The organism is Leptolyngbya sp. 7M, from assembly GCF_018128485.1.
In genome coordinates this window covers 3900447-3914316 of record NZ_CP070897.1, presented here as the reverse complement: position 1 = coordinate 3914316, position 13870 = coordinate 3900447, and the positions used below count along the sequence as shown (strand labels likewise).

Below are 13870 nucleotides of genomic sequence, written 5' to 3'. Positions count from 1 at the left end.
GATGTCCACGGAGATCCACACGCCCCTGGGGACCATGCTCGCCATCGCGTCCGACCGCGGCCTCTGCATGCTCGAGTTCAACGACCGCCGCGCCATCGACCGACAGCTCGCGACCCTCCGACGCCACTTCACCTCCAACATCCAGCCCGGCCGACATCCCGTCCTCGATCACGCCGCGCACGAACTCGCGCGCTACTTCGAAGCCCCCTCCCTCACGTTCACCGTGCCGCTGGCCGACCCAGGCACGCCCTTCCAGCGCCGCGTCTGGGACGCACTCAGGCAGATCACGCACGGCACGACACGCACCTACGCCCAGCTCGCCCAAGCACTGGGCCGACCCACCGCCGCCCGCGCCGTCGCACGCGCAAGCGCCGACAACCGCATCGCCATCATCATCCCATGCCACCGCGTGATCGGCTCCGACGGCTCGCCCACGGGCTACGCGGGCGGCATCTGGCGAAAGCAGTGGCTGCTGACGCACGAGAGGGACTGCACAGACATCACGCAGGTCGATATTACGTTGACTTGAGAGCCTTGAGTTTCCTGGACAGCTCTTCTGCACGAAACAACGACGCAGATATTGTAATTATTATTTCAATAGCTAGCTGAGCATGTTTCTCTTCGATAGAATCAAAATCCTTGAGCTCAACATGTACCGCATCATTACCAAGATCCTTTAGATTGCTGAGTGCTTCAACAACTTCCGGAGTGATCGCGACCTTCGTCGCGAGATCATCGAGCCTTTGTCTCAGCTTGTCGCCCTTTGCCTCCTTTTCGTCGCAAATAAGCTCAATCGCACGCCGGACCATGACCACAGCCGCCCGCCAGCACGCCGCCTCGAAGCAGCGCACGGCCTCGTCGATGGTCTGCTTGATCTCTTCTGGCAGCCCGTCTGTCTGAACCTGGATTGTCGAACTTGGCCAGAAACAGACCCGACTCGGGCCGGACGCAGCACCGTGCAGATAGCTCACCGCGGTCAACTGTCTGCAATCTCGATCCGGACAAACGCGCCAACCGATCACAAAGTATTGACCTTCTGACGGAGCACGAAAACCCATATCATGTATGCTAAGTTCTTTCAGCATAACATGCTTCCGACACGACGGGCATATTGTTGAAAGCTGGGTGCCCGATTGCAACACTGTTTCACTCGGCTTCGGAATGCTCGGAGGTCTATTCGTCATGGACGAAACTCCATGCGGTCTCCTGTGAACCGCCGCGTCATCTCCCCATACGCATCGATCCGCCGATCCCGAAGAAACGGCCAATGCGTCCGGGCGAACTCGACCTTCGAAAGGTCGCAGTCCACGATCACGACCTCTTCCTTGTCGACCGACGCCCGGTGAACCACCTGGCCATTGGGCGACGCCACGAAGCTCTGACCCCAGAACTGGATCCCGTCCTTGCTCACAGGCTTCCCGTCGGCACCGCGAACCAGCTCGTGACCGATCCGGTTCGGCACGCACACGTAGCACCCGTTGGCGATCGCGTGCGAACGCTGGATCGTCTCCCAGCTGTCGTGCTGCGCGACACCGTACTCCTTCTTCTCCTTGGGGTGCCACCCGATCGCCGTCGGATAGAACAGGATCTCCGCCCCGCCCATCGCCGTCAGCCTCGCCCCCTCGGGAAACCACTGGTCCCAGCAGATGAGCACCCCGATCGTCGCGTGCCGCGTCCTCCAGCTCCTGAACCCCGTGTCGCCCGGCGTGAAGTAGAACTTCTCGTAGTACAGCGGATCATCCGGAATGTGCATCTTCCGGTAGATCCCCATCAGCGAGCCATCCGCGTCGATCACCGCCGCCGTGTTGTGGTACAGACCGCTCGCCCGCTTCTCGAACAGGCTCGCCACGATCACCACGCCGTGCTTCCGCGCGATCTTGGAGAACAGCTCCGTGCTCGGCCCCGGGATGCTCTCCGCCAGCGAGAAGAACCGGTGGTCCTCGGCCTGACAGAAATACTGGCTCGCGAACAGCTCCTGCGTGCACAGCACCCGCGCCCCGCCCTTGGCCGCCGCCTCGAGCAGCCTCGCCTGACGCGCCCGGTTCTCGCGAGGGTCTTCGACGCACGCCATCTGCGTCAGACCCACCGACACCACGCTCGATGAAGATGCCGCTGCGGCTCGCCGTGCCATCGACCACTCCCGCGTCGCCCCGCGGGCGTCTCCATCAGCGTCGCAGCGGCAACGGCCAACAGCCCGCAAAAGGGCTGAAAAACAGGGGATCTAGGATTCGAACAATTGCGAGAGCAGCAGCAATAACAGAAGCAGCAGCAATAGTAGGATTCATGATTTTCTTCCTTCAGTAAACAAAACAAATGAATGACATGTTCAACTTTTTGGCTTCTGATTTCTCTGACCAGAGGTCAGTATTGTCGGCAGGATAAATCTAGTCCAACCCTACAATTCAGAACTCCAAAACCTTACGTCAGCAAGAGCACTAATGCGCTTCATGCTCCTCTCCACCGTGCCCCTCGACGGCCTCATGAATGTAGGCACCTGCCAGAGTGGCAAATACAAGCGCCTGAATGGCACTAGTAAACAACCCCAACAGCATTACCGGGATCGGCACAAACAGCGGCACTAGCAGAACCAGCACGGCAACGACTAGTTCATCCGCCAGAATGTTGCCGAAAAGTCGGAAGCTGAGGGAAAGGGGTTTGGTGAAATCTTCTAGGATGGCAATCGGCAGCAAAATCGGGGTCGGCTCGACATACTTCGAGAAGTAGCCCAGCCCTCGCTTGCTAAATCCGGCATAGAAGTATGCTAGGGATGTCAGCAGCGCTAGTGCCACCGTGGTGTTGATATCGCTCGTCGGAGCGGCCAACTCGCCTTCCGGCAGCTCAATCAATCGCCAAGGAATTAATGCCCCTGACCAGTTAGAAACGAAAATAAACAGGAACAGCGTACCAATAAATGGCAGCCAAGGACGATATTCCTTTTCGCCTAGCTGGTTTTTGGCGATATCGCGCACAAATTCTAGGGCGTATTCCATCACGTTTTGGATTCCCTGCGGCACCCGCTGGATATTGCGAGTGGCCAGCACAGAAGCCGTCAGCAAGATCGCAATCACAATCCAGCTCGTGATAAAAACTTGCCCATGGAGTTTGAGGTTGCCGATTTCCCAATAGAAGTGTTTGCCCACTTCTAATTCAGCCAGCGGAAACGCAGTGAAGGTGTCCAGAAAACTCAGCATTTGCATCAGAAAACTGTCCAAAAATAGTGGACATAAGACACTCTAAAAGCATCTACTCCTGCTTCGTAGAAAAATCTAAGAATAAGGAGTAGATAGGGTCCGAAACATAAAAACGATGAGCGCTGCTTTATAGGTCAGGAAACCCAAAAAAATAGGTAAGATTTCTAGCTGTTGCAGTTGCGATGCCAATACAATGACAGCAACAAACAATGCTAGCTGCGTCTTGCCCACCTGCTTGCGCTGCCTACCAAGCTGCTCCACGTTTCTAGCCAACATTTTTAAGTAAACCACACCTGTGCACGCGCCAATTAGATAATTGAGCGCAATATTAAGAGAGTAGAAAATCCAAACCGAGAGGAAAATAATTCCTGTTAATATCAGGGTTACTTTCAGCAGGTACATTTGCAGCTTGTAATATTCCTGCATAGAGGGATTCGGCTCTGGCGGTAAGCCACCAGGCTGATTCTCTGGCGAAATATCGGACTGCAATTCTGTCTCAGGTGTGGTCGGCTCAAGCGGTAGTTCTGACGAGTTCACGGAACCTATAGAACCTAGTTCGGAGTAGTTGGCTGGGTCAAGCTTGACCCTCAAAGATCATAGCACCGACAGGTAACAATACTTAGTAAAGTTGAGATCAAAAAATTAATGTCACTTTTTTGCTGTCAGAGCAGCTACAGACAGTTGATCGAGACCAATGAAGGCGAGATCAATGAAGGGCAGATCGCTGATGGGTTGATCCTGGCTCAATCCTAACAAGGCAGGGGGCTGGTCGTGTGGCCTTTTAGGGGATCAAATCTCCTCTGGGTCAATACCCAACTGCCGCAGTCGTTCTGCCAATCGTGCGTTTTCTAGTCGAAGCTGCTCGGCTTCGAGTCGGGCTTGTTCGGCTTCGAGTCGGGCTTGTTCGGCTTCGGTGGGTACCCAGCTACCAGAGGCATCATACCAGCGCAGCCACAAGCGATTGATGCCGTCGTACTCGCCCTGCCAGAGGCCCAAACCCAGCTCCAATTCTGGAATCCAAACTCGCGGATCGTCTGCTGCTAAGAGCTGTTCTTGATAATGGCCGCCCATCAACTGAAAGCAGCGGAGGCGATTCGTATAGCGGCTAAACACCAGATAGTAGGGAACTCGCAGAATTTGCTCGTAGACTTGCCATTTGCTGGGGGGAGAAGCTTTTCCAGTCTGACCATTGCCAGACTCAGCGGTAGCTTCTGTCCTGCGATCAGAAAAATCAGCTTCTGAGCTTTGATCCGCATCGGTTAGGTCTTCCAGGCTTGGTTCTGTACCAGCAAACGGCCCCAAGTCCTCTTTTTCGGTACCGGGAGAAAGCAACTCCACCACCACAAACGGATTCACGCCCTCTTGCCACACCACATAGCTAGCTCGCAAATCAACGCCATCATACAGTCGGGGTACGCCCAAGGCCAAAAACCAATCGGGCCGCTTATGCCAAAGCGGATGGTGCACATCGTAGTAGAGGTTCAAGTCGGTGCCGGTGAAGATCTGGGTTTGGGCATAGGCTTTCAGCCGCAGGGTGGCGCCGCGTCCTTTTGATGATGTCACGGTTGTGTTGCGAGGGGATGTTCAGCGAGAAGGAAAGGAGATATTATTGGGTGATTCACTGAGCTATTTACCAGAGAATTCACTTAGTAACTCGCTCACGCTGCGAATCGTCCGTGAACCTGTGCAGGAAACCGGACGCTACTACGGGCTGGTCAAGTTTGTTGAGCCAGTGCTGCCGGCCAACGCAGCCTTGCCAACCCAATGTCCAGGCAGTCCACCCTGTACCAGCGATTGGATGCGGGTACGTCACTACAACCCAGTTTCTCGCCAATTTGATGGGGTTGAAGAAATCATTCGGATTCCGCAGCAGCCCCAAGACAAAGACGGCGTCTACAACATGACGACCCGCGATTTGGCCCAATCTCCGGCAGGTGAGGCCGGTTGGTATATCTCGGGAGCACTCGATCAGGCAGGCGTTTTTACCGTACAGGCTATGCAGCCCCGCTCGATAGTGCAGCTTCAGCCGCAGCAGACGGTACTAGGGTTTCGCAGAGGACTGGATTACATCAACTTCCGCAACTGGGAAGCCGTAGAGACGCGCAAGGGAACGATTCAGACTGTATTGGTCGTTCCAACTGCGAACCGCTCAGGTAATGCTCTAGTAGATTGGCAAGAGGGCGATCGGGTGCTGGTGATGCACTTGTTTGGTGGACGGGGTGGTAATCATGCAGCTCATGAATCTTTGATTTTAGGAACCTATGCAGGACACTTCTCCTTTGGCTTGGGGCGGGTTGTGCGTGACCCCTTCACGAATGATTTGATCTTCGACATCGATTATCTTCAGGTCTACGGCAACAGTTCAGACGGAACCATCTCCGGTGCCAATACCTGGCGCAACTATATGGGCAATTTGGTACGCGGCAAAGCAGGAACTCGCCCGGTTTCAGATGTGCTCATCAAGCTGGATACGCTCACCGAAGACTACAACTTTGGCGGCACGCGGCTGTCGTTTTTTAATGAGTTGCTGGGTGAACCCAGCCTGATCGGTGCGCGCTATCGGATTGGCGACGGCAGCGGTGATTCTACGATTACGTCGGCCACCTCTTGCGTCCAGGATTCAGCTCAGGGACTATTTTTAGCCATGCAACGCTTTCGCCAAATAATTGAGACCAACCCACAGGTGATGGAATGGATGCGAGCCAATCCCAACGATCCGACAACTCAACGATTTCGACGCCTGATGAAATTGGGGACCGACTTAGAAAATCATTTGACACCAATGGGCGTAGTGCGCTGGGATTGGTCTCAGAATGGCGAAGTGCTGATGGGAGTGCGCTCGGAAGATGATCAATTCATCAGCATCGATGATTTCCAAATTCGCAATCTGCTGACCGGACTGATTAGCTGGCGCACAGCCTTACCTCGTCAGGCCCACGATGAGCTGGGCATGTTGTTTCTCACTAATGGTGCCAAACTATGGTTTCTGCGCCCTAACCAAATTGGCGGCAACGATCCGGGTATTGAACCTCTAGAAGCAACGCTAGCGATGGGTGGCTGGAAGCTACCCCTCACCCAAATTCCCATTTTTTCAGTTCTGATTCATCGCACCTTTGGCGGTGTGACAATTCCTAATATCACCGATTGGCTGATCACGCTAGCAGTTTTACTGGGTTTCATTGTGCTAGCTTTTGCCATCACTCAAACCGCCTACATTGCTTCACCGGTCAGTTCCACGACCCATTTCCTCTCTTGGCAACCTAGTACTTTGCCTTGGTATCAAACGATACTCACATTGATTAGATTCCTTTTCGTTCCTGCTCTGTTGAAGGAGTATATATTCCGAGTTTTGTTGATTCCTTACCCTAAACCGTGGGTTTCTGAATTCACCTGGTGGAGCTGGGCACTGTTAGCGTTGGGAATCTACGTGGCCTATTATGTGCTTTCTGTTAGGCTCAGGCGTTCAAAAGCTGCCATCAGACCGATTTTGCTGGTATTAGTGGTGCTACTAGGCTTTGCCTGCATAATTGCCTACCGCTATACCGGTTCGTTATGGACGATTACGATCATTCACTGGGCTGCAGTGAGCGTTTGGTGGTTACTATTGGGAGGACAGCAATGGCATGATGCAGCACCCCGCTTAGCGAAACCATGACTGGCAGATTCCAACCAGTTCAATGACAATAGCGATGCGGCAATTGCGGCTCTCACAACCACATTTGAGTTTTGGCAATGCTTAGACTACAATGAGCTTCAGCAAACGGAGAATTGACATGAGTAATATTAGAATCGGTAAAACACGAAGTTTTCTAGATGATGTTGTTGATGTAGTCGATGATGTCGGCGATTTTATTGATGATGCGAGCGATGCAGCCGATGATATTAATGACACAATTAATGAAATTGATGATGACATTGAAGATATTGCTGACGAATTTGATGACGATGACGATAATGACGACGACAATGGCGGCAGTGATATAATGACCGAAGGCCAAAGCAAGGCGACAATCGCAACAACAACCTGAAAGGAACCAACGTTCCCCCGTCACCACAACTTGCAGCGCATCATCTGGAGCTTCGACCGACCCGCTGGTTTGAGCTGCAATGCTGAAAGTCACCTGCTGCGCCTCAGTCCGCACTGCTGCCGTGGGGGGAGCCGTGGTACCAGTCACCGCTAACCGCACCCGATTGCCGGGTAGATTCGTCACTTCCACCAGGGCAATTCCTGCAACCGGATTACTCTGGCGGAACGCGTCTCCCGCCAAACTAGCGTTCGGAATCTCAGTGATCAGGGCATTGCCAACAATATTTGGCGCATTCGGCGTCAGTTCTCCGGTGGTTTCTAGGATCACCTCTATCCCATCTGCCAGCGGATTTAGCCGCACCTCAGTCACCTGGACAAACGTTGGCGAGACTTGCGCCAGCCACTCATCAACCGTGGTAGCAGATGGCTCTAACTGATCGAGTCGGGGAATCTCAGTCTCGGTCACTTCTATGGCGGCTGCTGCATCACGGGAGATGGGCTGTGCCCAACCTGGATAAGCTACCAATACCGACATCACACTCGCCAGCCAAATTAGCCGTTCGCCTGAGTCAATCATCAATTCTCGCGCCATTCCTAGTAAAAACTCATGACAATCTTTTGCAAGAATACTGAGGAACTGGGCGGGATTGAAGCTAGACCTGGCCACTCAACGGAATTTCTTGAACGCTAGGCGGAATTTTTGTGGTATAGGTAATCTTTAGGATTGATGCCAAACTTTTTGCGGAAGGCCGAGGCAAAATAGCTGCGATTGGCAAACCCGACAGCACGGCAAACTTCAGACACATTCAACCGGCGCTGCTCCAAAAGCTGACGGGCCTGTTCTAACCGATAGTCATGCAGGTAGCCAAAGGCACTTTTACCAAAGACCTGACGAAATCCCCGCTTCAATGTGCAGTCATTCAGCCCGACCTGGCGAGCCAGTCCCAGTAGCGATGGCGGATTCTCCAGATTTTCTATCAAGATGGCCCTAGCCTGATAAATTCGGTCGATGTCATCGGATTTCAATGCAGGTGTTTTGGTAGATCTCTGACTAGTTTCTTGCAGTTGGCAGAAGCGCAGCGTGATTAATTCCAAGGCTTTACCCTCTAGATAGAGCCGCTTCATCAACCCTTGGTAAGGGCAATCCAGGATTTGGTGAATCACAGTTTGCATCATCGGTGTGATGGTACTCAAGTAGTAGTAGGGTTGTATTTTGCCTGCGGCGGCTTGCCTGATTTCGCGCGGTAGGGACTGCAAGTGTTCGGAAGCAAAGTTTTTCAAAAATTTGGCTGGATTCACACAAACCTGCACTCTCAGCATTCGCTGTTCAGCAGCCCAATCTTCTGTCTCATCAACATTGGCAAAACAACTCAGGTAAGTCCGTCCAGAGGCTTCATCAACATAGTCCGTTAAGCCGTGTAGGATGGTGTGAGAATCGCCTGCGACAAAGAAGCTCAGCACCGACCAAACACAGTCCTGATTCTGTGCTGTTAGCCGCAAATGATTGGTTAGATGATAGTCGTAACCGCAAATCTCTAGTCCTTCTTGCAGTTCCATGCACCACTCATGAACCTGCCCAATCAACCGACAATATCCCTGCCGATGGGTTTCAAAATCATTACTACACTCATTGATTGTCCCAGCTTGCCTGCCTTCTTCCCACAGGTCATACCAATCCTGCTCTGAAAGAATGATTGCCATTGTTGCACCGCATTCCTTGCCGAAAATGATTGGGATGTTTGCAATAAATTATGATTGCTGATAAAGATTCTCGTTTATCATATGGCTTGGTGGCGTTCAATGCAATCGGGCCAATTACCTAGTAACAGTGGCTGCAATTTCAGCGGTAGCTGTTGTGATTGGTAAGTAGAGATCGGGTTCTGGCCCAAAACAAATGGAGATTTGAGATGACAGACTATGACAAAGGCTGGTGGGTCTTTGCTTTACTTTCAGCATTCTTTGCTGCGTTAACTGCTATTTTCGCAAAGGTTGGCGTAGAGAATGTAAACTCTAATTTGGCTACTGCTATTCGCACCGTCGTTATTTTAATCATCGCTTGGGGAATTGTGGGAGTGAGCGGGCAATGGCGCGGGCTATTGACCCTCTCTGAAAAAACCATGCTGTTTTTAGTACTTTCCGGTATAGCGACCGGGCTATCTTGGCTTTGCTACTTCAAAGCGCTGCAAATGGCACCCGCTTCCTGGGTCGCTCCGGTGGACAAGTTAGGATTGGCCCTGGTGTTGATTCTGTCGTTTCTATTTCTGGGCGAAGCAATGACCCTAAAAACAATCCTGGGAGCCGGGTTGATTATATCAGGAGCCTTAGTGCTGATTTATCCAGAAGGTGGCTTTGCCTCAGCCACTGCACCAACCAATGTTCCGAATATGGATGTTGAACCGATTGAACAAGTTGAAGTTAACCCGGTAACTGCTCCCACGAATTTACCTGTAGTTGATGCCGTAATTGATCCAGAGAAGGAAATGCCCTAGGAAAAAGAATTTAATTGCAACTCCAGCGGTAGAACTCCATCTAGCCAGCAAAGATAGATCCACCGTCGAGGCCCTGCTGCCATTGTTGACCGTTGGGGATCTCCCCTAGCCCTCCTTGCAGAAAGCTACTGTGTACACACAAATCCTCAAAGTCTCCCATTGATGCAAGATTATAGCCCTGCAGGCATCCCAGAAAAGGAAGCTGAGAGGACTTGTGTATACTTCGTAGCTTGCAGAAAGGGGGGAACCGTATAAGTTAAAAGCGGTTTGAACTCCCTTCTTTATTTATGTCTAGACCGATCGCGGCTCAGCCGCAGTTGCCTCTCCATTTAATCATTTCCGAAAAATTGCGGGAACAGATTGCTAGCGGCGAGTTTTTACCCGGCGAACAGCTTCCCAGCGAACATCAACTGATGCTGCATTACCACGTCAGTCGGATTACGGTGCGGCGAGCGATTGCCAATTTGGTCAGTCAGGGGCTGGTGGTATCGCATCGCGGCAAAGGGGTGTTTGTGAAAGAGCGCCGCAAAATGACCCGCTCGCTGTCCAATCCATTGATCTTTTTTGACGAAGACATGGCCCAGCAGAATGCCTCCGCCTCGATTCGCAGCCTTTCATTTGAAGTCTTGCCGGCTTCGCCCACAGTGGCAACCAACTTGCAGCTTCCGCCGCATCAGTCAGAGGTGTACTGTCAGAAAAAAGTAATTTTAGTAGATGAAATTCCGGTCGCCATCGATATCACCTACATTCTGCTGGAACTAGGTCAAACCTTCGCCACCGAATTGCAATCGAGCTTGATCTATCCTACTCTCGACAAAAATGGCGTCCTAATCGAACGGGTAGAAGCGCTGTTGGAATGCACCCATGCCAGCCACGAAATCAGCGAACATCTGGAAACCACCCTGGGCGCACCGCTGTTGGTGAATCGCTATGTCGCCTATACTACCGGAAACCAGCCGGTAATTTGCGGAGAAACCCTGTCGCGAGCCGATCGTCTTTCCTATTCGGTGGTATTGAAGAAGTCGTCGATGTAGACTGCAATCTGAGTTCAAAGCGTAACTCGTGACACAATTCCGCAATTCTCTACTTGTTATAACTAGTTGCATCTTTAAGATTAATCATCATGTGCGGTATTGCAGGGCTGATTTACTACAACTCAGCACTCTACGATAGTCTGGGTTCAACGTTGCTTTCCCTGATTCAACCCCTGGAAACTCGCGGGCCTGATTCGTGCGGCGTGGCGCTCTACAGTGGGCAGGTTACGGCAGCGCAGATCAAACTCTTACTGCATGGCAATTCCTCAACCCCGTGGCCGCAGGTGCAGCAGTGGTTAGAGCAGCAGTTGGCGGCAATGAATTCTCTGGTAGATTGCCAACCGATTCCCGAAGGATTGCGGCTCGTGATCGATTTAGCCAACGGCAACTTTGATCCGGCGCAGTTCAAGCAAGCTTTGCACAGCCAGTTCCCGATGCTGCATGTCGTCGGCATGGGACAGGCAATGGAAATCTACAAAGAAACCGGCGCGATCGAACTTCTCAACCGCAAATATGGCCTCAACCATTTTTCCGGTACGCATGGCATCGGCCACACCCGCATGGCGACTGAATCGGTCGTCGATACGCACCATTCCCATCCCTTTACCAGCAGCTACGATCTGGCGCTTGTGCATAATGGGCAGGTGTCCAATTACTATAAACTGCGGTTTCAGCTAGAGCGAATGGGAGCCATGTTTCAAACCCAAAACGACTCAGAAGCGATTGCCCACTACATTCACTATCAGTTACTGCAAGGTAAATCCCTGGAAGCCGGATTGTATCAGCTTTTGGATGACATCGACGGCACCTATACCTTCCTGGTTGCCACCCGCGATAAAGTGGCTCTAGTGCGCGACAAATTCGCCGCCAAACCCGCCGTGATCTACGAAACTGAGGATATGGTTGCGATTGCTTCTGAATATCGGGCGTTGCTCAATCTGCCTAACTTTGACTCTAACGCCACAATCCGCGAGCCGAGTGCAGGTGAGGTCAATATCTGGTCAGTGCTGCCTACAGCTAAAGAAACAGCAGAACGAACGCTAGTTAACCACTAGAGGAGCAAGTAATCGTGAATATTCTAATCACTTCATCAAATAAAAACTATGATCGAACAGGAAATGCTAACTGGTACTGTGGTTGACTGTAGCGAGCTAACCACCAGAGAAATCAACCAACAGTTGCGCACATTGGCGGCTGAAGGGTTAGAGCAAGTGACGCTAACCAACCCAGCCGGACGCCACAACCTCGCTGTCGGAATGGACACCCGCATGAGAATCCAGATTGCCGGTCCAGTAGGTTACTACTGTGGTGGCTTGAGCGAGCAGATTCATCTCGAAATCGACGGCAACTGCGGTTGGTCGGTAGGGGAAAACCTGATGGCAGGACAAATCTTGATTCGAGGCAGTGCTTCGGCCAATGCAGCAGCCACCGCTAGAGGCGGCACGATTTGCATCTTGGGTAATGCTGGTCCCAGAGCCGGAATTTCCCTCGATAGTGAAGAAGTGACTAATCTGCTTGAGAAGCAGCAGAACTCATATCCTGGAGTTCAAACTAAGGTGACACCTACAACTGAAGCGAAGGAGAAACAAGGCATGATTATCACCATTTTCAACAATAAAGGTGGGGTGGGAAAAACCACATTAACAATTAACCTTGCTGCTGCACTAAATTCTCTAGGCAAGCGAGTTCTTTTGATTGATATTGATCCTCAAGCAAATTTAACGACAGGTTTAGGAGTTGATCCTTTGAAAGATGTTGAGTATGAGAAAAGAAAGGATATATCTGATCTGCTAATAGATCCTAGATTACCTCTAGAACAAGTGATATTAAAGAGAAGGTGGGGCAATGTGCAGCTAGATATTGTTCCTTCACACATTCGCTTAAGTGACATGGAAGCGACTTTGATCATGACGCCTGATATTGATCGAGTACTCAAGAAAAAGCTTAAAAAATACACTACTGAATATGACTATATTTTTATTGATCCTCCTCCTTCCTTTGGAAAAGTAAATACTATTGCTCTTATGGCATCTTCAGGAGTGTTAGTACCTACCCAATTAGCACCATACCCTATTAGAGCTTTGGAGTATGTAGTCAATAGAGCAATTGCAATTGATCAATCCAGAGATGGAGAACCATTGCCCATTTTGGGTGTTGCAGTCAGTATGTATAATAGGACTGCTCATAAGCTTGCTCGTAACATGGTTGATGAAATTGTTAATGTTTTAGCAAAAAGGGATGAAAGTAAAAATGTAGAACTCTTTCCTGAAAAAACTTGGATTCCAAGTCTCTCCATGATTTCTGTGGCTTCGGGTAAGGGATATCCCGTTTGCTTTGCCGAGTATGACAATGAGTTGGACCAACGTGATAAAGAAGCTGCCCAAGATGCACTGAATTGTTATATCAATTTAGCCAAGCATCTCATTCAAAAAACAGGAGTTTGATGTGATGGATCAATTAGAGCGCCAAAAACGTATAGTTGAGTACCTTAAAGTCAAACCAATTAGTCATGGTCAGGTTTATACTTTCCAGATTGCGATTCCAGAGACTGAATCATTAGAAATCTCTCCTGATAGATTTGAAGCCTTAAGCAATAGCTTCAAGCAACAAAACACAAATTTAATTCCAGTGATTGTTCGTCGTACTGATGCATATAGTGAAGAGGAAGACTATGAAGTTGTTTATGGGGTAGATTGGTGTCTTGTTGCGAGAGAGTTGGAGATTGAAAAGCTGTGGGTCTGGGTTTTCGACATGACCGATGAAGAGGTTGTACTCGCAAAACAGGAAATTGAGCAGTTGTTGGGGAGAGCTGAAACCCCAGTTCCTGACATAGTGAAGCAGGTTGAAACTTTGTTGAAACGACATGTTGAAAATTCTCTTGAGAAAAAGCTTAAACACTACTCCGACTCAATTAAGGAAACCATAAATGAAATACAAGAAAATGTTAATAGTTTGTCTCAAGAATTTCGAGTTTTGGATAATTCCTTTAGCAAGTTGAGTCAATCTGTAGTTTTTGCAAATATGACTATAAAACAACTACAGGCACTTGCGAAGGAACGAGGGCTTAAAAAATATTCCAATAAAAAGAAAGGAGAGCTGATTGATCTCCTACTTAATAGTTAGCAATGA

Annotated in this window: 14 protein-coding genes; 7 read left to right on the top strand and 7 right to left on the bottom strand. The window is 50.5% G+C overall.

Annotated elements, in window-relative coordinates; translation table 11 throughout:
- The first annotated feature begins 1 nt into the window (after window position 1).
- The gene (locus JVX88_RS19860; RefSeq protein ID WP_225931123.1) at window positions 2–529 is read left to right on the top strand and encodes a methylated-DNA--[protein]-cysteine S-methyltransferase; all 528 of its coding nucleotides are present in this window, start codon (window positions 2–4) and stop codon (window positions 527–529) included.
- Here JVX88_RS19860 and JVX88_RS19855 read toward each other — a convergent pair.
- The 5 genes from JVX88_RS19855 to JVX88_RS19835 form a co-directional block, all read right to left on the bottom strand.
- Window positions 516–1085, bottom strand: a complete 570-nt coding sequence (locus JVX88_RS19855; RefSeq protein WP_211619884.1) for a DUF4145 domain-containing protein — start codon at window positions 1083–1085, stop codon at window positions 516–518. The genes JVX88_RS19860 and JVX88_RS19855 overlap by 14 nt on opposite strands.
- Window positions 1086–1180: 95 nt before the next feature.
- Window positions 1181–2131 (bottom strand): carbon-nitrogen hydrolase, encoded by a 951-nt coding sequence (locus JVX88_RS19850; protein WP_211619883.1) that lies wholly within the window; start codon window positions 2129–2131, stop codon window positions 1181–1183.
- A 304-nt stretch (window positions 2132–2435) separates the two neighbouring features.
- A complete protein-coding gene (gene atpB, locus JVX88_RS19845) occupies window positions 2436–3191 on the bottom strand; it encodes a F0F1 ATP synthase subunit A (protein WP_211628780.1) in 756 nt (251 codons plus the stop codon).
- 75 nt (window positions 3192–3266) lie between these two features.
- Window positions 3267–3728 (bottom strand): ATP synthase subunit I, encoded by a 462-nt coding sequence (locus tag JVX88_RS19840; RefSeq protein WP_263975180.1) that lies wholly within the window; start codon window positions 3726–3728, stop codon window positions 3267–3269.
- Between the two features lie 252 nt (window positions 3729–3980).
- The gene (locus JVX88_RS19835; RefSeq protein WP_211619882.1) at window positions 3981–4754 is read right to left on the bottom strand and encodes a Uma2 family endonuclease; all 774 of its coding nucleotides are present in this window, start codon (window positions 4752–4754) and stop codon (window positions 3981–3983) included.
- On the opposite strand from JVX88_RS19835, the gene JVX88_RS19830 reads away from it, so the two are divergent.
- Window positions 4726–6846, top strand: a complete 2121-nt coding sequence (locus JVX88_RS19830) for a type II CAAX prenyl endopeptidase Rce1 family protein (RefSeq protein ID WP_211619881.1) — start codon at window positions 4726–4728, stop codon at window positions 6844–6846. The genes JVX88_RS19835 and JVX88_RS19830 overlap by 29 nt on opposite strands.
- 154 nt (window positions 6847–7000) lie before the next feature.
- Here JVX88_RS19830 and JVX88_RS19825 read toward each other — a convergent pair whose 3' ends face one another.
- Together JVX88_RS19825 and JVX88_RS19820 are read right to left on the bottom strand one after the other, a co-directional pair.
- Window positions 7001–7810 (bottom strand): AMIN domain-containing protein, encoded by an 810-nt coding sequence (locus JVX88_RS19825; RefSeq protein ID WP_211619880.1) that lies wholly within the window; start codon window positions 7808–7810, stop codon window positions 7001–7003.
- A gap of 95 nt (window positions 7811–7905) precedes the next feature.
- Window positions 7906–8919, bottom strand: coding sequence for a helix-turn-helix transcriptional regulator (locus JVX88_RS19820; RefSeq protein ID WP_211619879.1), 1014 nt, complete (start codon window positions 8917–8919; stop codon window positions 7906–7908).
- 206 nt (window positions 8920–9125) lie between these two features.
- Here JVX88_RS19820 and JVX88_RS19815 point away from each other — a divergent pair, with 206 nt between their 5' ends.
- The 5 genes from JVX88_RS19815 (at window position 9126) to JVX88_RS19795 (ending at window position 13864) form a co-directional block, all read left to right on the top strand.
- Window positions 9126–9707 carry an EamA family transporter gene (locus tag JVX88_RS19815; protein ID WP_211619878.1) on the top strand — a complete coding sequence of 194 codons (582 nt, stop codon included), beginning with the start codon at window positions 9126–9128 and terminating at the stop codon, window positions 9705–9707.
- A 287-nt stretch (window positions 9708–9994) separates the two neighbouring features.
- A complete protein-coding gene (locus tag JVX88_RS19810; protein ID WP_211619877.1) occupies window positions 9995–10741 on the top strand; it encodes a GntR family transcriptional regulator in 747 nt (248 codons plus the stop codon).
- Window positions 10742–10830: 89 nt separating this feature from the next.
- Window positions 10831–11796, top strand: coding sequence for a hypothetical protein (locus JVX88_RS19805; protein WP_211619876.1), 966 nt, complete (start codon window positions 10831–10833; stop codon window positions 11794–11796).
- 63 nt (window positions 11797–11859) lie between these two features.
- A complete protein-coding gene (locus tag JVX88_RS19800) occupies window positions 11860–13185 on the top strand; it encodes an AAA family ATPase (RefSeq protein WP_410503795.1) in 1326 nt (441 codons plus the stop codon).
- Between the two features lie 4 nt (window positions 13186–13189).
- Window positions 13190–13864: a Rho termination factor N-terminal domain-containing protein gene (locus tag JVX88_RS19795; RefSeq protein ID WP_211619874.1), complete on the top strand. Its 675-nt coding sequence runs from the start codon at window positions 13190–13192 to the stop codon at window positions 13862–13864.
- Window positions 13865–13870 lie beyond the last annotated feature (6 nt).

What these genes read in the sequence shown, in the direction of transcription:
- JVX88_RS19860 (WP_225931123.1), top strand. Translation starts at nt 2, where the DNA reads ATGTCCACGGAGATCCACACGCCCCTGGGGACCATGCTCGCCATCGCG.
- JVX88_RS19855 (WP_211619884.1), bottom strand. Translation starts at nt 1,085, where the DNA reads ATGCTGAAAGAACTTAGCATACATGATATGGGTTTTCGTGCTCCGTCA.
- JVX88_RS19850 (WP_211619883.1), bottom strand. Translation starts at nt 2,131, where the DNA reads ATGGCACGGCGAGCCGCAGCGGCATCTTCATCGAGCGTGGTGTCGGTG.
- atpB (WP_211628780.1), bottom strand. Translation starts at nt 3,191, where the DNA reads ATGCTGAGTTTTCTGGACACCTTCACTGCGTTTCCGCTGGCTGAATTA.
- JVX88_RS19825 (WP_211619880.1), bottom strand. Translation starts at nt 7,810, where the DNA reads ATGGCGCGAGAATTGATGATTGACTCAGGCGAACGGCTAATTTGGCTG.
- JVX88_RS19820 (WP_211619879.1), bottom strand. Translation starts at nt 8,919, where the DNA reads ATGGCAATCATTCTTTCAGAGCAGGATTGGTATGACCTGTGGGAAGAA.
- JVX88_RS19815 (WP_211619878.1), top strand. Translation starts at nt 9,126, where the DNA reads ATGACAGACTATGACAAAGGCTGGTGGGTCTTTGCTTTACTTTCAGCA.
- JVX88_RS19810 (WP_211619877.1), top strand. Translation starts at nt 9,995, where the DNA reads ATGTCTAGACCGATCGCGGCTCAGCCGCAGTTGCCTCTCCATTTAATC.
- JVX88_RS19805 (WP_211619876.1), top strand. Translation starts at nt 10,831, where the DNA reads ATGTGCGGTATTGCAGGGCTGATTTACTACAACTCAGCACTCTACGAT.
- JVX88_RS19800 (WP_410503795.1), top strand. Translation starts at nt 11,860, where the DNA reads ATGCTAACTGGTACTGTGGTTGACTGTAGCGAGCTAACCACCAGAGAA.
- JVX88_RS19795 (WP_211619874.1), top strand. Translation starts at nt 13,190, where the DNA reads ATGGATCAATTAGAGCGCCAAAAACGTATAGTTGAGTACCTTAAAGTC.